We start from the raw sequence: 18,629 nt of genomic DNA on the forward strand, positions 1-18,629 counted from the left end.
ACGGCGTCGGAATGCCGGTGGACAAAGCGCCTCGGTCACGCGAGACGCGCCTGACCCCAGGAGCGAGCAGAACGGCGGAGCGAAGCATGCGGGCACGTCGCGGCATGAGCGAGCAGCCGACATCGCGGCATGACGAATTCCCCTCCCCCGTAGCGACGCCGGCCCCCCGGTCGCTGGCTGATGTGCCCCCGTGGCGGATTGGTCACGATCCGCCGGACACGGCCGCAAACGTAGTCACAGGTCAGCGGCTGCTCAAGCGATTTCCACGGCTCCCGGGACGGTTGGCTCGAAACGCTCACTTGTTCGACAGCGAGACCAGGCGCGCAGAACGCGTGCTCAGTACGGGAGTTACCTGAGCGTTCCATGTGAAGCCGCGGGCCACGAAGAGGCGTATGACCACTGCGGATGGCTGGAAAACACCCATGGGGCAGGCGTTCTGACGGTACGACACCGAAAGGGCGGTCCTGCGCCCGGCCTACGGCAGCAGCTGCGGCGCCGTCACCAGCGCACGCAGCTGGTCCGCCGTCAGCGGCGGAGCGTCGAGCCGCGGGCCCAGCGCCCACCTGGCGTCGAACCCGTCAGCGGCCTTGATCATGACCGCGTAGCCCTTCGTGAACAGCCGCACGGCACGCCAGGGCCGGTCCCCGCGGCTCCCCCGCGCCGGCTCGGTGGACTCGCGCACGTCGCCGTTCGGCAGGGTCTCGGGGACGCAGGCCGCCGACGTCCCCGGGACGTCCGACGAGCACCCCTGCCCGACCGGCACCGGCCACTCCTCCCGCCGGCTCGACAGGACCTGGATGTTGAGATACCCGACGCCGCCGTCCCGGTGGACGGCGTAGAGCCCGTCGTAGGGACCCTCGCCCACGACGTCCCCGACCTCGCGGACCTCGCCGGTCCCGGGTGGCAGCAGCCTCGCCAGCCCCTCCGCCCTGGACGTGGGGGCGCCGAGCGCGGTCCCCGGCCCTTCCGGGCCGTCCCACGGCAGCACCCCGGTGCCGACCAGACTCACCAGGGCAACGGCCGCCGCGGTCCCGGCCACCGCCCTCCGCCGGCGCCACCGCACACGTGCGGCCCGCGCGAACACCGCGTCCGCACCGGGCCCCGACGGCATCGGAACGCCCTGGAGGGCCCGCCCCAGCAGCTCCGTCGCACGCGGTACGTCGCTCACGTCGTCGTGCCGGCTCATACGTGCTCCTCCCGTACCGCGGCCCGCAGCGCCGCGAGCCCCCTCGCCGTGTGGCTCTTGACCGTGCTCTCGCGCATGCCGAGCAGCTCGGCGGTGTCGGAGACGCTGAGGTCCTCCCAGTAGCGCAGTACCAGCACCGCCCGCTGCCTGGGCGCGAGCTGCGCGAGGGCGGCGCGGACCATGACGCCGGTGTCGCTGTCCACGGACCGCTCCGGGACGTCCGGCAGCTCGCCGTACGCCTGCTCGCGGCGCCAGAAGCGGCGGCGCCCGGCGATGAAGGTGTTCACCAGCGTCCGGCGTGCGTAGGCGTCGAGGTTGTCCAGGCGCGAGTGCCGGCGTGCGCCGAGGACGACCTTGACCAGCGTGGTCTGGACGAGGTCCTCCGCGTCGTCCGGGTTGCCGCACAGCAGATAGGCGCTGCGGAACAAGGCCGTCCGCCTGCCCTCGACGAAGGCATGCAGTGACGCTTCCGCGCCCCGCGTCATCGCGCCCCCTCTCCCGCCCCTCCGGCAGGGACCGTCTCACTCCTTCCAGTGCGGTGGGAGGCCTTTGAGGACGCAGTGGCGGCGGTACGAATTCCTCGTACCGCCTCCACCTCGCCGTACGGCCACGACGGCATGACCGACGGCGGTCTACTTCAGCGCGAGGACCAGCGCGTCCGAGGGCGAGCGCCACACCGCCCGGGCCTCCCCGAAGCCCTTCTCGCGCAGCACACGCGCATGCCATTCGGCGGACGGCGTGTCGCCCTCGGCGTGCTCGCCGTAGATCTCGAAGCGGCGGGCCGTGGGCTCGGCCAGCAGCGGGTCCCGCGCGGCGAGCTGCCACCACTCGGCCCAGTCGAGGACGCCCCGCGCCTTGGCCTGATCCATGCGGGCGTGGCGCTGGGCGCGCTCGGCGGCGTTGATCCGGGGCGTCGTGTCGTCGATCATGTGGTCCGCGTTCATGAAGACACCGCCGTCGCGGACCAGCCCCGCGACCCGAGCGTAGAGGGCCGCGAGGGGTTCACGGTGCAGCCAGTGCAGGGCCGTGGCGGTCAGGACGGCGTCGTAGGAGTCGTACGGCAGCCTCGCCGTCCAGTGCGGGTCCTTGAGGTCGGCGGTGACGAACGAGACCCGCTCGTCGCCGGCGAAGGTGCCCTCGGCGATGGCGAGCAGTGCCGGGTCGAGGTCGACGCCGGTGCTGGTGGCCTCGGGGAACCGCGCGAGCAGCCGGGCCGTGATGCTTCCCGTGCCGCAGGCGAGATCGAGCACGCGCGGGGCGGGTCCGACGAGGGCCTCGATCAGGTCGAGCATGATCCGGAAGCGTTCCTCGCGGTCGGGCATGTACCACTCCTGCTGGCGGTCCCAGCTCTCCTGCCAGGCGGACCAGTCGGCGGCCTGGGTGGTGGTGTCCGTGTCCGTCATCGAGCCCCTCCGTCGCGCACATCACGTAATACCCTGGACGCACGATCAGCTGTTACCCGACCGTACCCCGACGATAGAACGCCTCCGTAAGGACTACAAGTGGAACTGGCCTATTACTCGGACTACGCCGTACGACTCGTCAACAGCGAGGACCCGGCCCGGGGCAAGGACTCACTGACCTCGGTCGAGGCCGTCCGCGACCTGTTCGGCGTCAGCCAGGAGGCGGCCCGCCGGGCCACCGACGCCGACGTCACCCGCTTCCGCTCGGTCCGCGCCCGGCTGCGGTCGGTCTTCGAGGCCGCGGACCAGGGCGACGAGGCACTGGCGGTGAACCTGCTGAACTCGCTGCTGCTGGAGTTCCCGGTGAGCCCGCAGATCTCCGGGCACGACTTCCGCGACGACGACGGCCGTCCGCTGTGGCACATGCACCTGGCGGACCACCCGTCGAACGCGACCGCGGGCTACGCGGCCATCGCCGCGATGGGCCTGGCCTTCCACCTGACGGAGTACGGCGTGGACCGCCTCGGCCTGTGCGAGGCCGCGCCCTGCCGCAACGCCTACCTCGACACCTCCACCAACCGCTCCCGGCGGTACTGCTCGGACCGCTGTGCGACCCGCGCCAACGTGGCCGCCTACCGCGCCCGCAAACGCCTGGCGGCGGACCGGTCGGCGAACAGCGGCCGCACGGCCGACAGCGCCCAGCGGGCCAGCGCGAACGGGGAGCGCTGATCCGGCTTGCGCGGCCGGTAGCGCAGGCGGACCTTGCCCAGGATCAGCTCGTCGGGCACCACGCCGTAGTCGGTGCTGTCGCCCCCGGCGTACGTGTTGTCCCCGAGCACCCACCAGCCGCCCTCACGGCGCTCCGCGGCCCGCTTGACGACGAGCAGGTCCTGCTGGAACGGGTGCCGCAGCACGATGACGTCCCCCGGCCGGATCCGCCCCCGGTGCCACACCACGAGCAGGTCGCCGTGATACAGCGTGGGCACCATCGACGGCCCGGTCACCTCGGCCCACCCGAAGGGCCGGTCCGCCCGCCCGCGCTCGGTCTCCTGCGACAACTCCGGCATCCCCGGCACCTCCCCGGTAGAGTCCTCCACCAGTCTCAGTCTCACCCCGGACTTTTGTCCTAAGCCCATGGGGGCACTCGCGAAAACCCGCCTTGCAGGGAGTAATGTCCAACCTGAGAAGACGATCACGAGGAAGGAATGCTCCATGCTTTCCCGCCTGTTTGCCCCCAAGGTCAAGGTCAGCGCGCACTGCGACCTGCCCTGCGGCGTGTACGACCCGGCCCAGGCCCGCATCGAGGCGGAGTCGGTGAAGGCCGTGCAGGAAAAGATGGCCGCCAACGACGACCCGCACTTCCAGGCGCGTGCCACCGTCATCAAGGAGCAGCGCGCCGAGCTCGCCAAGCACCACGTCTCGGTGCTGTGGAGCGACTACTTCAAGCCCCCGCACTTCGAGAAGTACCCCGAGCTGCACCAGCTCGTCAACGACGCCCTGAAGGCGCTCTCCGCCGCCAAGGGGTCCACCGACCCGGCGACCGGCCAGAAGGCGCTGGACTACATCGCCCAGATCGACAAGATCTTCTGGGAGACCAAGAAGGCCTGACCCAGGGCTTCCTGGCCTCCCCAAGGGGCCCGACCGGCACGCCGGTCGGGCCCCTGCCTCGTGCGCGGACGCGGGCGGCGAGGGCGGGGTGGCGCGGAGGCTCGACGAACCGCCCGAGCAGCCGGCCCACCCGGCGGAAACTCGGTGTTCTGCTCGCGCTCGCCATCGGCGCGGACGTCCTGTCGCGCGGGACCCCGGCCCGGCTCGGGGACCGGTTCGCGCCGCGCACGGTCGTGCTGTGCTGCTTCGCGGGGTCGGCGCTGGGCATCGCGCCGCTCGGCGTCGGTCTCGGTGTGCGCGAGCCGCTGCTCATGCCGATGATCCGCTCCCTGGTGCAGACGTCTTCGGTGGCCGGTGCCGTCCGCGTCGCAGCACGGCGATGTCGTTCTCCTCGTACGCCTCGTTCGCCGGGCCGATCGCGGCGGGTGGCCTGATCGGACCGCTCGGCCATGCGGCGGTGCTGGGCACGGCATGCGCCGTCGTGGCCGTGCCCGCGCTCATGGTCGTCCTCCTGCCCGCGCCGGCCGACGAGCACCGGACGGGGCGGCAGCCGCAGCGCGGCCTCGGCGCGCGGGCGTCCGGGAGCCTGGACGCTCCCGCTCCATCCGCCGCGTCCCGCCGGAGTGGCGGCCGGCGATGCTGACCACGGTCGTCGGCCTTCGCCGTGGGCCTGTTCGTGGGCAGCGCCGCTCTGGTCGGGCTCAGCGACCGGCCGTTCGGCCGCCGCCGCACGGCACTGGCCGGCTTCGCGGTCCTCGGCGCGGGCTTCGTGGGGGACGGGGCTGGTGGCGACGGGGGTGGGCCTGTCCGCGGAAGTTCCCGCACGCCTTCGGCGGCGAACCGCACCAGACGGCTACAGCCAGAACCTGACCCAAGAACCGTCGATTCATCAGCGAAACGGACCTTTACGACGGCCGGCCGCGCTCAAGGTTCCTTGCGTCGGCGGTGATTGTCTTCACGTGCCGAGCGGTGGCCGGAGATCGCCGCGGTCCCGTAGGTTCTGGCATGTCCACCCCTGGTACCGACCTGTGACCGGGTGGCGTACGGGGGAAGCTGAGCAGCACTCGGATCCCGTCCCGGCCTGCGGCCGTGGCGGTTTTCGGCGTGCTCCGCGAGAGCGGGCGAGTGGGATCACCTCACCCGGCGGCCGGCCCCCGCCGGACTGCACGTCGATCCCTTGGAGAGAACGCCCGCTTGAACTCGGCCTCGATACGCGCGAATTCCCGCCTGCTCGGCAAGGCTCCCCTCCGGCTGGTCCCGTTCCTGTGGACCCTCGCCCTCGGTCTGTGGGGCCTGTCGCGGCAGCACAGCGTGTGGCGTGACGAGGCCGCCACCTGGCAGGTCGCGCGGCGGTCCACCGGGGACATCTGGCAGATGCTCGCGCAGGTCGACGTGGTGCACGGCCTGTACTACCTGCTGATGCACGCCGTCTTCGAGTGCTTCGGCCCCGGCACCACCGCGCTGCGGCTGCCCTCCGTCCTGGCCATGGCCCTCGCGGCGGTCTGCGTGGCCGAGATCGGCCGCCGGCTGGCCGGGATCCGGGCGGGCCTCGCGGCCGGGCTGACGCTCGGACTGCTGCCCGCCGTGCAGTTCCATCTCCAGGAAGGACGCCCGTACGCGCTGGTCGCGGCGGGCGCCGGGATCTCGACGCTGCTGCTGGTGACCGTCCTCCAGGGACGCGGCCGGGCCGTGCACTGGATCGCGTACGCCGGGACGGTCGCGGTGTGCGGGCTGCTGAACTGGCTGTCGCTGCTGATCCTGCCCGCGCACCTGGCGACGCTGGTGTGGACGCGGGCCCGGCGGCGGACGTGGACGGGCTGGGCGGTCGCGTCGGTCCTGGCCGTCGGCGCGGTGCTGCCGCTGATCCTGTTCAGCCGGCGCCAGTCCGAACAGGTCTCCTGGATCCCCCCGTTGACCTGGCACATGCTGATCGGCCCGGCGGTCCTGCTGGCGATCGGCGGTCTCGGGGCCCTGCTGGACCGGCCGCACACCGGGCGGCTGTCGGTCGCGGCCGTCGGGCTGCCGCTGCTGGCGGTGCCGCAGCTCGGCCTGCTCGGGCTCTCCCTGGTCCGGCCGCTGTTCCTGGACCGCTACATCCTGTTCAGCATGCTGGGCCTGGCCCTGCTGATCGGCACCGCACTGGGCACCGCGACCCGGGCGGCCGGACCCCGCCATCCGCGCGCGTCCGCATGGCTCGTCCCGGTCGTGGTCGCCGTCGCGTTCGTGGCGCTGCTGCCGCAGTCGCTGGCCAAGCGCTCCCCGGACAGCCGGGTGGACGACGTCCTGGCCGTCGCGACGGAGGTACGGCGGCTGAAGGAGACCGGGGACGCGGTGGTCTTCGTGCCGGCGGCCCGGCGCGACACCGCCCTGGTCTCCCCCGACGCCTTCGCCGGCCTGCGGGACGTGGCGCTCGTGCGCGGCCCGGTGGCGTCGGGAACGCTGAAGGGCGAGGAGGCGGATCCCGCGCGCATCCGGGCCGCGATGCCGGCCCAGCGGCGGATCCTCCTGGTCACCGACGTGCCCGAGGTGGCACGGGCGGTGACGGGCGAGCGCGACAAGGCGAAGACCGCCGTACTGAAGAGGCACTTCACAGTCGTCGCGGACGTGCAGGTCCGGGGCCGGCGGGTGACGGTGTACGAGCGGATCGGGCCGCCGGAGAACACCGGGGCCGCCGGTTCTACGATCGCCCCATGAGCATCCGCTGGACCTACGCGTTCATCGACCGCCCCGCCGCGGCCCTCGGCCGGGCCCAGGCGTTCTGGACCGCGGTGACGGACACCGAGCTGTCCGAGCTCCGTGGCGATCAGGGCGAGTTCGCGACCCTGCTGCCCGGCGGCGGGGCGGACCCCTGTCTGAAGGTGCAGGGCGTCGACTCGCAGCCGGGCGGCGCGCATCTCGACCTGGCCGTGGACGACGTACCGGGTTTCGTGAAGTCGGCGCTCGCACAGGGCGCCGGCCTCGTCGCCGACCACGGGGACTGGGCCGTACTGCGGTCCCCCGGCGGGCAGTTGTGCTGCGCGGTGCCCTGGTACGGGGAGTCGGTACGGCCGCCCGTGGTGCAGGGCACCCGGCTCGACCAGCTCTGTCTGGACGTGCCACCGTCCGCCTACGGAACCGAAGTCACCTTCTGGAGCGGCCTGTTGCCCGACTGGGCGTCGACACCCGGCTCCCGACCCGAGTTCCACGTGCTGCGGCCACCGACCGGACTTCCGGTCCGTATCCTGCTCCAGCGCCTCGACGAGGACCGCACGGCATCCGCCCACCTGGACCTGGCCTGCACGGACATCCCGACGACCCGTATCCGGCACGAGGAACTGGGCGCGACCTCCGTCACCGAGGGGCCGCACTGGACGGTGATGCGCGACCCGACGGGCGGCACGTACTGCCTGACGGGCCGGGACCCGGAGACGGGCGGGCTGCCCCGCGCCGGCGTGTCCTGACGGGGCCGAGCGGCTGCCCGCTCCGTCACTTCCAGGCTTCCACGTCCACCACCGCCGCGACCGGAATCGGCCCGTACACGTGCGGGAACTCCTCGCCGCCGGGCTTCGGCGCCTCGTATCGCAGCGGTGCGTCCAGCCGGGCGGGGTCCACGACCAGCACCACCAGCTCGTCGGGGCCGTCGTAGGAGCCGTACAGGAAGGCGGCGACGGAGGGGAGTTGGGTGCGGGTGGAGCAGTGGATGAAGCCCTCGTCCTGGAGCGTGCGACCGCGGGTCGACATCTCGTACGTGCCGCGCTCGCGGGCCGCCTCCCACAGGGAGCGTTCGGTGATGTGGAGGATGTGGGTGTCTTCGGGCATGGCGTGAGGCTACGGCCTCAGCCGTGCCGCCCGCGCGTGCAGATAGCGCTGTTCGGGCAGGCTCAGCGTCTTGGCGGCCGCGGCCTCGTAGGCGACGCGTGCCTCCTCATGGGCGCCGGCCCGCTCCAGCAGATGCCCGCGGACCGCGTCCAGGCGGTGCCCGGCACCCAGTTCGTCCTCCAGCGAGGCCAGTTCGGCCAGCCCGGCACGCGGTCCACGGGCCATGGCGACGGCGACCGCGCGGTTGAGGCGCTCGACGGGCCCGGGGACGATGCGCACCAGGACGTCGTAGAGACCGAGGATCTCCTCCCAGTCGGTCTCCTGCGCGGACGGGGCTTCGTCGTGCACGGCGGCGATGGCGGCTCGCAGCTGGTACGGCCCGGCGGGCCCCCGCGTCAGGGCCCGGGTGACCAGGGCGACGCCCTCGTCGACGGCGGCCTTGTCCCAGCGGTCGCGGTCCTGTTCGTCGAGGGGGACGAGTTCGCCGCACCGGCCGGTGCGCGCCTCGCGGCGGGCGTCGGTGAGCAGCATCAGGGCGAGCAGACCGGCCACCTCGCCGTGGCCGGGGAGGAGCCGGTGGACCTCGCGCGTCAGCCGGATCGCCTCGCCGGCGAGTTCACGCCGCGTCAGGCTCGTGCCCGAGGTGGCCGTATAGCCCTCGTTGAAGATCAGGTACAGGGTCTGGAGGACCGCGGGCAGCCGGTTCTCCCAGTTGTCGGGGCGCCCGAAGCGCACCCCGCGGACCTTCTGCTTGGCCCGGCTGATGCGCTGGGCCATCGTCGCCTCGGGGACCAGATACGCGCGGGCGATCTCGGCCGTGGTCAGACCGCCGACCGCGCGGAGGGTGAGGGCGATCTGCGCGGGCGGGGTCAGGTCCGGATGGCAGCTGAGGAAGAGCAGGGTCAGGGTGTCGTCCTCGCGGGGCGCGCGGTCCGCTCCGGGCGGCGGGGCCGTGAAGGCGTCCCGCGGGGAGAGCGCCGCGGCCTTCTCCTCCCGGGCCCGGCGCGCCTCCTCGGCACGCAGGGCGTCGGTCAGCCGACGGGAGCCGACCCTGATCAGCCAGCCGCGCGGGTTGTCCGGGACACCGGTGCTCGGCCACTGCTCGGCCGCCGCGAGCAGCGCTTCCTGTACGGCGTCCTCGGCGAAGTCGAAGTGGCCGTAGCGGCGCACCAGCGCGCCGAGGACCTGCGGCGCGTGCCGGCGCAGCAGGTCCTCGGTCTCGGGTGTGGCGCTCATGCCCTCGGGTGGGTGGCGCGGCTCAGCCGACGTCCCCGGAGCCTTCGCCGATGGGCCGGATCACCACGGGGTACAGCGGTGCTCCGGCGGGCTGAGGGCACTGGAGAACTCGCTCGGCGATCTCCGTGACCCGTTCCAGGCTCGCGCAGTCGAGCACCCAGTAGCCGGCCAGCAGTTCCTTGGTCTCGCTGTACGGCCCGTCGGTGATCACGGCCTTGCCGTCGTCGCCCAGGGCGACGTGGCGGGTCTTCGCGGGCTCGGTCAGCCCCTGTGCGTCGATCATCTCGCCGGACTCGGCGAGCTCGTCGTTGAGGGCCCCCATGAAGGAGAACATCGCCTGGACGTCCTCCTGGGTCCAGGCGACGGAACCCGCGGACCCCTTGCCCTGCATCGCCTCGTAGTCCGCCTGCGTGCCCTGCACCATGACCAGGTACTTCATCGGTCCGCTCCTTCGCTTGCGTCGGCTCGGGCCACCCTCGGGGGCGGCTCTCACAGGGGACGTCGGAGCCGGGCCGGGATTCTCGACATGCGGTTCAGGAATTTTTCGCGGCGGCTGTCCCGGGCTGCTCGGGCTTCTCTTCGGGCCCGTGCCGCCCCTCGTGCTCGGCGGCGCCTTCCTCGGCATAGGTGGCGCAATCGGGATTCCGGCACGGGCCCGCCACCCAGGTGGGGACCCAGGCGCCCAGCGTCTTGTGGCGCTTGACGACCGTGTCGACGGGCTGTCCGCAGTCGGGACAGACGTGCTCTTGGCTGCCCATGTCCTCAGAGTAGGGCGGGAGAGGGCTCAGCGCTTCCTGCTGTACGTACGAACCACGGCGCCGTTCCCGAACGCGCGCACCTCCTCGTGGACGAACTCCGTGACGGCGAAGTCCGAGCCGAACATCGGCATGCCGCTGCCGTACACGACGGGGTAGGTCTTGATGACGAGTTCGTCGATCTCGTCGAACAGCACGCCGGCGAGCTGCGAGCCGCCGCACAGGTAGATGCCCGACTCGCCGTCCTCCGCCTTCAGCTCGCGGACCTTGCCGACCACGTCGTCCGCGACGATCTCGACCTGCGGGTCCGGCGACTCGGTCAGGGTGCGCGAGGCGACGTACTGGCGCAGATGCGCGTAGGGGCTGGTGACGCCCTCCTTGAGGGCCAGGTCATAGCTGCCGCGGCCCTGGATGACGGTGTCGAACCGCCGGTTGGGCAGGTCGTCGAAGCCGAGGGCGCGCCGGCCGGGGGTCGACACGGTCTCCGGGTGGTCCGCCTTGAGGAACTCCAGGAACTCCTCGTCGACGAAGCGGTACATCGATGTCGCGTCGCCGCTCGGGTCGCCGATGAAGCCGTCGATCGAGCAGGCGATGAAGTAGGTGAGCTTTCGCAAGCCGGTCTCTTTTCGTAGGGTGACACACAACCACTTCGGTTGTAGTGCTTCAGTTGTAGTACTTCGTTTGTAGTGGTTGCAAGGGCATTTCTTGAAACGGCTGGAAGTGGGAGAGGGGATTGCGAATGGCGGGCAATCCGGAACGCCGGGCCGCCCTCGTCGACGCGGGCGTCGAGGTGCTCGCTCGTCAGGGCGCGCGCGGGCTGACGTTCCGCGCGGTGGACGCCGAGGCGGGGGTGCCGGTCGGCACCGCCTCCAACTACTTCACCGGGCGCGACGAACTGCTCCGGCAGATCGACGCCCGGCTGCATGTGCGGCTCGCGCCCGACCCGGAGGTGATCGCCGGGCTGCTGGCCCGGCCGAAGGACCGCTCCCTGGTCACCACCTTCATGCACGACCTGATGGCCCGCGCGACCCGCGACCGCACGGGATATCTGGCCATGCTGGAGATGCGCCTGGAGGCCTCCCGCCACCCCGAGCTGCGCTCCGCCTTCACCAAGTCCGTGCGCGGCGACCTCGACGAGGCCATCGAGTTCCATCGCGGCGCCGGGCTGCCCGGCGGCGACGAGGTCGTCACCGTCCTGTACCTCGCGATGCTCGGACTGCTCCTTGAGCATCTGACCCTGCCGGACGTGCTGGAGGGCGTACTGCCCGGAGTGGGCGTGCCGGACGGGCTGGTGGAGCGGATCGCGGAGACGATCGTGCCCGAGAAGTAGCCGCGGCGGGCGCGGCGGGGACGCCGGTGGTGGCCGGTCAGCCCCACGGGCTCACCGGTGGTGGCCGCTCAGCCCCACAGGCTCACCGGTGGTGGCCGGTCAGCCCCACGGGCTCACCGGTGGTGGCCGCTCAGCCCCACGGCCTCACCGGTGGTGGCGGCTCAGCCGCGCGGCTCGCGCCACATCGGCCACATCTGCGGGCCGTCCGGGAGATCGAGGGGGCTGCCCTTGAGCGCGAAGCCGAGCCGCTCGTACAGGTGCCGGCTGCGCGCGCTGCTCGCCTCCAGGTAGGCGGCCACGCCCTCCTGGTCGCAGCGGTCGAGGACGGACGTGATGAGCGCGGTGCCGAGCCCCTCACCCTGCCGCTCGGGCGCGGTGCCGATCATCCACAGGTACTCGTGGGCCTCGCCCTCCGGGTGGATGGCGGCCGTCAGCCGGCCTATCTGCTCGACGCGCTCGTTGGCCGGGTCGACGGCCTCGCGCAGCCGGACCGGCCCTTCGTCGTCCTGCCCGTGCGCCTCGGCCGGCACGGACATCCACAGCGCGCACGCCGTGCCGTCCTCGGTGACGTCTATCCGGCCGTGGGCGAGCACGATGTCGGTGAAGGCCGCCATCAGTCTCGGGTGCGTGGTGCGGCGGTGCTCGTCGCCCGGGAACACCCAGCCGCTGACCGGGTCGTCCTGGAAGGCCGCGTCCAGCAGCCGCACGACCAGCTCCCGGTCCTCCTCGCCCGCCGACCGGATCGCGACGCCCATGATGTGTACCCGCCCCTTCGTCTCAACCGGCCTTGATCGTAGGGCGAACCGTCGGAACACGGCGTCCGGCGCCGCATTTTGACGAGATCCGGCCGTCCCGGCGAGATCCGGCCGCGCGCACCGGATCCCTCCGGAACGCAAGAACGGGCCCCGCACACCGTGGGGATGTGCGGGACCCGCCGGTCCGGAGCCGCCGGACGGCCGTACGGGGTCAGGAACCGTACGGCCCCGGGGCTCCGGAGTCGCTGCGACCGCCGGCTTCCGCGCCCTTGACGGGCACGGTCGTCCGACCGCCGCGGTGTCACGGGACGGCCGCCGCCCACCGTCTCGCACGATACGGCCGGGCGGCCGCCGCGGTCCTCAGTTGCTGCGTCGTGTCACGAACTCGGCGAGGGCCAGCAGCCCTCCCGCGTCCTCCGGGTCCGGCACCGCGCGGGCCAGCTCCTGCATGGCCCGGGCCATCCGGTCGGCGGCCTGGGCCTGCGCCCAGTCGCGGCCACCGGCCCGCTCCACGGCGAGCGCCGTGCGATGCAGGTCCTCCTTGTCGTACGGCAGCTCGTACAGCTCGGCGAGCTCCGCCGCGGCCGGACCGCCGGAGGTCAGCGCGGCGACCACCGGCAGGGATTTCTTGCGGGCGGCGAGATCCGCACCGGCCGGCTTGCCGGTGTGGCTCGGGTCGCCCCATATACCGATCACGTCGTCGATGAGCTGGAAGGCGAGCCCGGCCTCCCGGCCGAACGCGTCCAGCGCCGCCACGTCCTCCGGTGCCGCGCCCGCGTACAGCCCGCCGACGGCACAGGCGCACCCCAGCAGCGCACCGGTCTTGGCCTCGGCCATGGCGAGCACCTCCTCGAGGCCCACGTCGGCCGGCCCGCGCCGCTCCAGCGCCGTGTCCGCGTGCTGTCCGGCGCACAGCTCGACGACACAGTCCGCGAGCCGGGCCGCCGCGGCGGCGGACGCCGGGTGCGGGTCCTCGGCGAGCAGCCGCAGGGCCAGCGCCTGGAGGGCGTCCCCGGCGAGGATCGCGTCGGCCTGGCCGAACACGGCCCAGGCGGTGGGCCGGTGCCTGCGGGTGGCGTCCTGGTCCATCACGTCGTCGTGCAGCAGCGTGAAGTTGTGCACCAGCTCCACCGCGACCGCCACCGGTACGGCCGCCGCCCGCGCCCCCGGTCCGCCGAGCGTGGCGGCCGCCGTGAGGACGAGGGCGGGACGGATCGCCTTTCCCGCGTTGCCCGCCGCGGGGGTGCCGTCCGGGTGCATCCAGCCGAAGTGGTAGAGCGCGATCCGGCGCATGGACGGTGGCAACGACTCGATGGCTGAGCGCAGTTCGGGGTCGACCGCACCCCGCGCACGCTCCAGGATCACCGCCGCCTCGGGCCCGTCGAGCGGCCCCGGTGTGCCGTCCCCCTCGGTCGCGATGGGCCCCCGCCTTTCGAGCGTATCGGTGGACGGCCGCGCCCCGGCGGGGCGTTGCTGCGTCTCCGTCATGAACTCACCCATGGCATCGCCTCGGAGAGTCGGCGGACAGTGGCACTTCCGCTACGGCTGGGCGCCTACCCCGAGGGTCTACCCACGCGGGGGACAGGGGACACGGCGCCGCTCCGACGAGTGTTCGGGCGGGGCGGCGCCGGGCGGGAATCGTCACCGCCAGCGCCCGATCTCGACGTTCTCCAGCACCCCGAGGGCATCCGGCACCAGGACCGCGGCCGAGTAGTACGCCGTGACCAGGTACTTGATGATGGCCTGTTCGTTGATGCCCATGAAGCGGCACGACAGGCTCGGCTCGATCTCGTCCGGGATGCCGGACTGCTGGAGGCCGATGACGCCCTGCTCCGACTCGCCCGTACGCATGGCGATGATCGAGGTCGTACGGGCGTCGGTGACCGGGATCTTGTTGCACGGGAAGATCGGCACACCGCGCCAGGTGGGAATGCGGTTGCCGGCCATCTCGATGGTCTCGGGCACCAGTCCGCGCTTGTTGAGCTCACGCCCGAAAGCGGAGATCGCGCGCGGGTGGGCGAGGAACAGCTTGGTGCCGCGGCGCCGGCACAGCAGCTCGTCCATGTCGTCGGGGCTGGGCACACCGTCGTGCGGCTGGAGCCGCTGGTCGTACTCGCAGTTGTTGAGCAGGCCGAACTCGCGGTTGTTGACGAGCTCGTGCTCCTGGCGCTCCTTCAGTGCCTCCACGGTCAGCCGGAGCTGCTGCTCGGTCTGGTTCATCGGCTGGTTGTAGAGGTCGGCCACCCGCGAGTGGATGCGCAGCACGGTCTGGGCGACGCTCAGTTCGTACTCACGGGGCCTGGCCTCGTAGTCGACGAAGGTGTGCGGGATGTCGGGCTCGCCGCTGTGGCCGGCCGCGAGGTCGATCTCCCGCTCGCCGTACTTGTTGGTGCGCTGCTCCGGGATCGCCCGGAGCTGTTCGAGGTGCTCGCGCAGCGATTCGGCGCGCTCCGCGACCCGTTCGACGTCCTGACGGGGCAGCACCAGCACCGTGCAGGCGGTGACCGCGCGGACGGTGTACTCCCAGATGGCGTCGGCGTCGAGCAGGGCCTGATCGCCGAGGTAGGCGCCGTCGGCGAGGACTCCGAGGGACTCGTCCTCCCCGTAGGGGCCGGTGCCGAGCTTCTCCACCCTGCCGTGCGCGAGCAGGAGCACCTCGTCGGCCTGGCTGCCGAACGAGGCGATCACGGAACCCGCCGTGAACTCCCGCTGCTGGCAGCGCTGGGCGAGCTCGGAGAGCACCTCCTCGTCCTCGTACGACCGCAGCGCCGGCAGCTCGCACAGCTCGGCCGGGATGACATCGACGCGATCACCGGTCTTGACGAAAGTGACGCGGCCGTCACCGACGGCGTAGGTCAGACGCCGGTTCACCCGGTACGTACCGCCCTGGACGTTCACCCAGGGCAGCATGCGCAGCAGCCAGCGGGAACTGATCTCCTGCATCTGCGGCGCGGACTTGGTGGTGGTGGCCAGGTTCCGCGCGGCCGCCGTGCCGAGACTCTGCTGCGGCTTGCCCTGCTCAGTGCGGACCTCTTCGCCTACCGACATAAGGAATTGCCCTCCCGGTCATGCGCCGACGCCGATCTGACGCCACGCATCGCCATGTGCGGCACCGAGCCTTTCATCACGGAGCGTGCCGGTGCTATTACCCGAAAGAGCGGGAATGGATCACCGGCCACTGGGCAAACAGAGGGACCTTGTCCACTGATGGTCCCTTCTGCAACTGTCCAGAACCGCTCGTACACCGTGCGATACGAGGAGTCCCGTCTGCCCGTTCTCGGTACAGCACGGGTACGAGGCGGCCGCGCTCGGCGGCCGGCGCACGGCACGAAGGGAGCGGCCATGGCCACACCCATGTCCGCGAGCAGGTTCCTGGAGAGACTTCGTACAGAGGGCGCGACCGTCGTCGAGGTCGGCGACTGGGAGCACCACAACCGCAATCACGTGGGCCCGTGGGGTCCCGTCCACGGCGTGATGATCCACCACACGGTGACCAGGGGCAGCGCACAGACGGTCGAGCTCTGCCGCAACGGCTACGAGGGGCTGCCCGGCCCCCTCTGCCACGGCGTCGTCACCAAGGACGGCAGGGTCCACCTGGTCGGCTACGGCCGCGCCAACCACGCCGGCCTCGGCGACGACGACGTGCTGCGCGCGGTCATCGCGGAGACGGCCCTGCCGCCCGACAACGAGGCCGACACCGACGGCAACCGCCACTTCTACGGCTTCGAGTGCGAGACCCTGGGCGACGGGAACGATCCCTGGCCGGCGGTCCAGCTGGAGGCGATCGAACGCGTCTCGGCGGCCGTCTGCCGCCATCACGGCTGGACGGAGCGGTCGGTGATCGGCCATCTGGAATGGCAGCCCGGGAAGGTGGATCCGCGAGGGTTCACGATGGCCTCGATGCGCACGCGGATCGGCGAGCGCCTGAGGTAGGGCACCGTCGGCGTGCGAAGGGAGCGGGGCGATCACGCCGTGTACCCGCAGCAGGGCACGGGCGGCGTGCGCGCGACAATGAGCAGGTGCCCGGCCCCGACACCACGCCCGACCTCACCACCCTCCGCCCCCGGCTCCCCTCTCCCTTGCAGGAGTCGCAGGACGAGCGCTTCACCCGCCGCGGTCTGCGTCTGCTGCTCAAGCGGGACGACCTGATCCACCCGGAGCTGATCGGCAACAAGTGGCGCAAGCTCGCGCCGAACCTCGAAGCCGCCGCCGGTCGCACCGTCCTCACCTTCGGCGGCGCCTACTCCAACCACCTGCGCGCCACCGCCGCCGCGGGCCGCCTCCTCGGTCTGCCCACGGTCGGGGTGGTGCGCGGCCAGGAGCTGGCCGACCGCCCCCTCAACCCGTCACTGGCCCGGTGCGCGGCCGATGGCATGCGGCTGCACTTCGTCGACAGATCGACCTACCGCCACAAGTCCGAGCCGAGCACGCTGGCCGCCGTCCTGCACGCGGCCGGCGCCCAGGACGCGTACGTCGTCCCGGAGGGCGGCAGCAACACCCTCGCCGTACGAGGGTGCCGGGCGCTCGGCGAGGAGCTGCGCGGGCAGGCCGACGTGGTCGCGGTCGCCTGCGGCACCGGCGGGACACTCGCCGGCCTGGCCGCGGGCCTCGACCCCGGTCAGCGTGCCCTGGGCGTGCCCGTCCTCAAGGGCGGCTTCCTGGCGGACGACGTACGGCGCTTGCAGGCCGAGGCGTTCGGCGGGCCCCGGGGTGACTGGCGGCTGGACGACCGCTTCCACTTCGGTGGGTACGCACGTACGGCTCCCGAGCTGGACGCCTTCGCACAGGACTTCGAACAGCGGCATTCGGTACCCGTCGAGGGTCTCTATGTCGCCAAGTTGCTGTATGGACTTGTCGCGCTCGCCGAGGAGGGCGCCTACCCGCGCGGGACGGCGATCGCGGCGGTCGTCACCGGATCACCGTTCCCCGCGTGAGCGGCCCTCACTCCGCCTCCCGGTAGGCCGCCGCCTCCTCCAGGTCCAGCCTGCGCAGCAGCGTGCGCAGCATCTCGTCGTCGATGTAGCGGCCGTCGCGCAGCTTCACGAAGACCGCGCGTTCGGCGCCGATCACGTCGCGGGACAGTCTGCGGTAGGTGTCGTCGACGGACTCGCCGGTGATGGGGTTGGCCTGGCCGAGGCGTTCCCATACGGAGTTGCGGCGGCGTTCCAGGACGGCTCGCAGCCGGTCGGCCAGAGGCTCGGGCAGGGCGTTTCGCTCGTCGGAGAGGAGTTCCTCCAGACGCTGTTCGGCGATACGGGACGCCTGGGCCTGGGCGTTCGCCTCGGCGAGGGTCTCGGCCTGCGCGTCGCGCCCGGGCAGCTTCAGCACGCGGATCAGCGGCGGCAGCGTCATGCCCTGGACGACCAGGGTGCCGATGACGGTCGTGAAGGTCAGGAACAGGATGAGGTTGCGCTCGGGGAACTCCTCGCCGCCGTGCACGGTGAGCGGGATCGAGAAGGCGATCGCCAGCGAGACGACCCCTCGCATGCCGGCCCAGGAGATGATGAACGCGCCCTTCCACGTCGGGTTCTGCTCGCGCTCCCGGATCCGCCCCGACAGCATGCGCGGCAGGAAGGTCGCCGGATACACCCACAGGAACCGCGAGGCGACGACCGCCAGGAAGACGGCGATGGCGTACCAGGCGGCGCGGCTGCCCTCGTACTCGCCGAGGTCCTTGAGGACCACCGGCAGCTGCAGTCCGATCAACGCGAACACCGCCGACTCCAGCACGAAGGCGACCATCTTCCACACCGCGTCCTCCTGGAGCCGCGTGGCGAAGTCGACCTCCCACGCGCGGTGCCCCAGATAGAGCGCGACGACCACTACGGCCAGGACCCCGGAGGCGTGCACCTGCTCGGCCGCGGCGTACGCGACGAACGGGATCAGCAGCGAGAGCGTGTTCTGCAGCAGCGCCTCCTTCACATGGGTGCGCAGCCAGTGGATCGGCACCATCAGCACGAGCCCCACACCGATGCCGCCGAACGCCGCGAGCAGGAACTCCCCGATGCCGCCGGCCCAGGTGGCGCCCTCTCCGACGGCCGCCGCGAGGGCCACCCGGTAGGCGGTGATCGCGGTGGCGTCGTTCACCAGGGACTCGCCCTGGAGGATCGTCGTGATCCGGGACGGCAGCCCCACCCGGCGGGCGACGGCCGTCGCGGCGACCGCGTCCGGCGGCGCCACCACCGCGCCCAGCACCAGCGCGGCGGTCAGCGGCAGCTCCGGGACGACGAGATAGACGACCCAGCCGACGGCGAAGGTCGCGAAGAGCACGTATCCGACCGACAGCAGCATCACGGGCCGCAGCTGCGCCCGCAGATCGAGATACGAGCTGTCCGTCGCCGCGCTGTGCAGCAGCGGCGGCAGCACCAGCGGCAGCACGATGTGCGGGTCGAGGGTGTACTCGGGCACCCCCGGTACGTACGACACGGCGAGCCCGGCTGCGACCAGCAGCAGCGGCGCCGGCACCGGCGAGCGCCGGGCGGCCGCGGCCACGGCGGCGCTCCCCGCCACCAGCAACAGCAGCGGCATCACATCCATACGACTCGCCCACCCTCACCC

Annotated in this window: 21 protein-coding genes; 8 read left to right on the forward strand and 13 right to left on the reverse strand. The window is 72.1% G+C overall.

The genetic code is table 11. The features are described from left to right. Window positions 1-475: 475 nt before the first annotated feature. The 3 genes from AC3ETA_RS04610 to AC3ETA_RS04620 all read right to left on the reverse strand — a co-directional run bounded on the left by AC3ETA_RS04610 (window position 476) and on the right by AC3ETA_RS04620 (window position 2,589). A complete protein-coding gene (locus AC3ETA_RS04610) occupies window positions 476-1,186 on the reverse strand; it encodes a hypothetical protein (protein WP_432191513.1) in 711 nt (236 codons plus the stop codon). Further along, entirely contained in the window at window positions 1,183-1,671 is a 489-nt protein-coding gene (locus tag AC3ETA_RS04615) for a SigE family RNA polymerase sigma factor (protein ID WP_432191514.1), read from the reverse strand. Before AC3ETA_RS04615 ends, AC3ETA_RS04610 begins: the two co-directional genes overlap by 4 nt. A gap of 147 nt (window positions 1,672-1,818) precedes the next feature. After that, a complete protein-coding gene (locus AC3ETA_RS04620) occupies window positions 1,819-2,589 on the reverse strand; it encodes a class I SAM-dependent methyltransferase (protein ID WP_432191515.1) in 771 nt (256 codons plus the stop codon). 99 nt (window positions 2,590-2,688) lie between these two features. On the opposite strand from AC3ETA_RS04620, the gene AC3ETA_RS04625 reads away from it, so the two are divergent. Beyond that, entirely contained in the window at window positions 2,689-3,318 is a 630-nt protein-coding gene (locus AC3ETA_RS04625) for a CGNR zinc finger domain-containing protein (protein ID WP_432191516.1), read from the forward strand. Here the strand turns inward: AC3ETA_RS04625 and sodX are convergent. After that, window positions 3,222-3,656, reverse strand: a complete 435-nt coding sequence (gene sodX, locus AC3ETA_RS04630; protein WP_432191607.1) for a nickel-type superoxide dismutase maturation protease — start codon at window positions 3,654-3,656, stop codon at window positions 3,222-3,224. The genes AC3ETA_RS04625 and sodX overlap by 97 nt on opposite strands. A 145-nt stretch (window positions 3,657-3,801) precedes the next feature. Here sodX and sodN point away from each other — a divergent pair, with 145 nt between their 5' ends. The 4 genes from sodN to AC3ETA_RS04650 all read left to right on the forward strand — a co-directional run bounded on the left by sodN (window position 3,802) and on the right by AC3ETA_RS04650 (window position 7,637). Beyond that, window positions 3,802-4,197, forward strand: coding sequence for a superoxide dismutase, Ni (sodN, locus tag AC3ETA_RS04635; RefSeq protein WP_007491258.1), 396 nt, complete (start codon window positions 3,802-3,804; stop codon window positions 4,195-4,197). A gap of 379 nt (window positions 4,198-4,576) precedes the next feature. Continuing rightward, the gene (locus tag AC3ETA_RS04640) at window positions 4,577-4,840 is read left to right on the forward strand and encodes a hypothetical protein (RefSeq protein ID WP_432191517.1); all 264 of its coding nucleotides are present in this window, start codon (window positions 4,577-4,579) and stop codon (window positions 4,838-4,840) included. A 551-nt stretch (window positions 4,841-5,391) separates the two neighbouring features. After that, window positions 5,392-6,891, forward strand: coding sequence for a glycosyltransferase family 39 protein (locus tag AC3ETA_RS04645; protein ID WP_432191518.1), 1,500 nt, complete (start codon window positions 5,392-5,394; stop codon window positions 6,889-6,891). Next, on the forward strand, window positions 6,888-7,637 hold the full coding sequence (locus AC3ETA_RS04650) for a VOC family protein (RefSeq protein ID WP_432191519.1): 750 nt from the start codon (window positions 6,888-6,890) through the stop codon (window positions 7,635-7,637). The genes AC3ETA_RS04645 and AC3ETA_RS04650 overlap by 4 nt, the downstream gene beginning before the upstream one ends. A 25-nt stretch (window positions 7,638-7,662) precedes the next feature. Here the strand turns inward: AC3ETA_RS04650 and AC3ETA_RS04655 are convergent, their stop codons facing one another. From AC3ETA_RS04655 to AC3ETA_RS04675, 5 genes are all read right to left on the reverse strand, one after another. Continuing rightward, entirely contained in the window at window positions 7,663-7,995 is a 333-nt protein-coding gene (locus AC3ETA_RS04655) for a DUF952 domain-containing protein (protein ID WP_432191520.1), read from the reverse strand. 9 nt (window positions 7,996-8,004) lie between these two features. Further along, the gene (locus AC3ETA_RS04660) at window positions 8,005-9,231 is read right to left on the reverse strand and encodes an RNA polymerase sigma factor (protein ID WP_432191521.1); all 1,227 of its coding nucleotides are present in this window, start codon (window positions 9,229-9,231) and stop codon (window positions 8,005-8,007) included. Window positions 9,232-9,253: 22 nt separating this feature from the next. Beyond that, window positions 9,254-9,670 (reverse strand): YciI family protein, encoded by a 417-nt coding sequence (locus tag AC3ETA_RS04665; RefSeq protein ID WP_432191522.1) that lies wholly within the window; start codon window positions 9,668-9,670, stop codon window positions 9,254-9,256. A gap of 94 nt (window positions 9,671-9,764) precedes the next feature. Further along, a complete protein-coding gene (locus tag AC3ETA_RS04670) occupies window positions 9,765-9,989 on the reverse strand; it encodes a hypothetical protein (protein WP_432191523.1) in 225 nt (74 codons plus the stop codon). A gap of 26 nt (window positions 9,990-10,015) precedes the next feature. Continuing rightward, a complete protein-coding gene (locus tag AC3ETA_RS04675; RefSeq protein ID WP_432191524.1) occupies window positions 10,016-10,600 on the reverse strand; it encodes a dihydrofolate reductase family protein in 585 nt (194 codons plus the stop codon). 125 nt (window positions 10,601-10,725) lie between these two features. Here AC3ETA_RS04675 and AC3ETA_RS04680 point away from each other — a divergent pair, with 125 nt between their 5' ends. Further along, window positions 10,726-11,316 (forward strand): TetR/AcrR family transcriptional regulator, encoded by a 591-nt coding sequence (locus AC3ETA_RS04680; RefSeq protein WP_432191525.1) that lies wholly within the window; start codon window positions 10,726-10,728, stop codon window positions 11,314-11,316. A gap of 161 nt (window positions 11,317-11,477) precedes the next feature. On the opposite strand, the gene AC3ETA_RS04685 is transcribed toward AC3ETA_RS04680, so the two are convergent. The 3 genes from AC3ETA_RS04685 to AC3ETA_RS04695 all read right to left on the reverse strand — a co-directional run bounded on the left by AC3ETA_RS04685 (window position 11,478) and on the right by AC3ETA_RS04695 (window position 15,119). Beyond that, complete coding sequence (locus tag AC3ETA_RS04685; RefSeq protein WP_432191526.1) at window positions 11,478-12,071, reverse strand: GNAT family N-acetyltransferase; 594 nt, start codon at window positions 12,069-12,071, stop codon at window positions 11,478-11,480. A gap of 360 nt (window positions 12,072-12,431) precedes the next feature. After that, window positions 12,432-13,571 carry a family 2 encapsulin nanocompartment cargo protein polyprenyl transferase gene (locus tag AC3ETA_RS04690; protein ID WP_432191527.1) on the reverse strand — a complete coding sequence of 380 codons (1,140 nt, stop codon included), beginning with the start codon at window positions 13,569-13,571 and terminating at the stop codon, window positions 12,432-12,434. Window positions 13,572-13,712: 141 nt separating this feature from the next. Continuing rightward, the gene (locus AC3ETA_RS04695; RefSeq protein WP_432191528.1) at window positions 13,713-15,119 is read right to left on the reverse strand and encodes a family 2B encapsulin nanocompartment shell protein; all 1,407 of its coding nucleotides are present in this window, start codon (window positions 15,117-15,119) and stop codon (window positions 13,713-13,715) included. Window positions 15,120-15,413: 294 nt separating this feature from the next. Here AC3ETA_RS04695 and AC3ETA_RS04700 point away from each other — a divergent pair, with 294 nt between their 5' ends. Beyond that, window positions 15,414-16,004, forward strand: a complete 591-nt coding sequence (locus tag AC3ETA_RS04700; protein ID WP_432191529.1) for an N-acetylmuramoyl-L-alanine amidase — start codon at window positions 15,414-15,416, stop codon at window positions 16,002-16,004. A gap of 86 nt (window positions 16,005-16,090) precedes the next feature. After that, window positions 16,091-17,005 carry a 1-aminocyclopropane-1-carboxylate deaminase/D-cysteine desulfhydrase gene (locus AC3ETA_RS04705; protein ID WP_432191530.1) on the forward strand — a complete coding sequence of 305 codons (915 nt, stop codon included), beginning with the start codon at window positions 16,091-16,093 and terminating at the stop codon, window positions 17,003-17,005. Window positions 17,006-17,012: 7 nt separating this feature from the next. Here AC3ETA_RS04705 and AC3ETA_RS04710 read toward each other — a convergent pair whose 3' ends face one another. Further along, entirely contained in the window at window positions 17,013-18,608 is a 1,596-nt protein-coding gene (locus AC3ETA_RS04710) for a Na+/H+ antiporter (protein WP_432191531.1), read from the reverse strand. Window positions 18,609-18,629: the final 21 nt, after the last annotated feature.

This window comes from Streptomyces sp. bgisy027, assembly GCF_057710365.1.

What these genes read in the sequence shown, in the direction of transcription:
- AC3ETA_RS04610 (WP_432191513.1), bottom strand. Translation starts at nt 1,186, where the DNA reads ATGAGCCGGCACGACGACGTGAGCGACGTACCGCGTGCGACGGAGCTG.
- AC3ETA_RS04615 (WP_432191514.1), bottom strand. Translation starts at nt 1,671, where the DNA reads ATGACGCGGGGCGCGGAAGCGTCACTGCATGCCTTCGTCGAGGGCAGG.
- AC3ETA_RS04620 (WP_432191515.1), bottom strand. Translation starts at nt 2,589, where the DNA reads ATGACGGACACGGACACCACCACCCAGGCCGCCGACTGGTCCGCCTGG.
- sodX (WP_432191607.1), bottom strand. Translation starts at nt 3,656, where the DNA reads ATGCCGGAGTTGTCGCAGGAGACCGAGCGCGGGCGGGCGGACCGGCCC.
- sodN (WP_007491258.1), top strand. Translation starts at nt 3,802, where the DNA reads ATGCTTTCCCGCCTGTTTGCCCCCAAGGTCAAGGTCAGCGCGCACTGC.
- AC3ETA_RS04640 (WP_432191517.1), top strand. Translation starts at nt 4,577, where the DNA reads ATGTCGTTCTCCTCGTACGCCTCGTTCGCCGGGCCGATCGCGGCGGGT.
- AC3ETA_RS04650 (WP_432191519.1), top strand. Translation starts at nt 6,888, where the DNA reads ATGAGCATCCGCTGGACCTACGCGTTCATCGACCGCCCCGCCGCGGCC.
- AC3ETA_RS04655 (WP_432191520.1), bottom strand. Translation starts at nt 7,995, where the DNA reads ATGCCCGAAGACACCCACATCCTCCACATCACCGAACGCTCCCTGTGG.
- AC3ETA_RS04660 (WP_432191521.1), bottom strand. Translation starts at nt 9,231, where the DNA reads ATGAGCGCCACACCCGAGACCGAGGACCTGCTGCGCCGGCACGCGCCG.
- AC3ETA_RS04665 (WP_432191522.1), bottom strand. Translation starts at nt 9,670, where the DNA reads ATGAAGTACCTGGTCATGGTGCAGGGCACGCAGGCGGACTACGAGGCG.
- AC3ETA_RS04670 (WP_432191523.1), bottom strand. Translation starts at nt 9,989, where the DNA reads ATGGGCAGCCAAGAGCACGTCTGTCCCGACTGCGGACAGCCCGTCGAC.
- AC3ETA_RS04680 (WP_432191525.1), top strand. Translation starts at nt 10,726, where the DNA reads ATGGCGGGCAATCCGGAACGCCGGGCCGCCCTCGTCGACGCGGGCGTC.
- AC3ETA_RS04685 (WP_432191526.1), bottom strand. Translation starts at nt 12,071, where the DNA reads ATGGGCGTCGCGATCCGGTCGGCGGGCGAGGAGGACCGGGAGCTGGTC.
- AC3ETA_RS04690 (WP_432191527.1), bottom strand. Translation starts at nt 13,571, where the DNA reads ATGGGTGAGTTCATGACGGAGACGCAGCAACGCCCCGCCGGGGCGCGG.
- AC3ETA_RS04695 (WP_432191528.1), bottom strand. Translation starts at nt 15,119, where the DNA reads ATGTCGGTAGGCGAAGAGGTCCGCACTGAGCAGGGCAAGCCGCAGCAG.
- AC3ETA_RS04700 (WP_432191529.1), top strand. Translation starts at nt 15,414, where the DNA reads ATGGCCACACCCATGTCCGCGAGCAGGTTCCTGGAGAGACTTCGTACA.
- AC3ETA_RS04710 (WP_432191531.1), bottom strand. Translation starts at nt 18,608, where the DNA reads ATGGATGTGATGCCGCTGCTGTTGCTGGTGGCGGGGAGCGCCGCCGTG.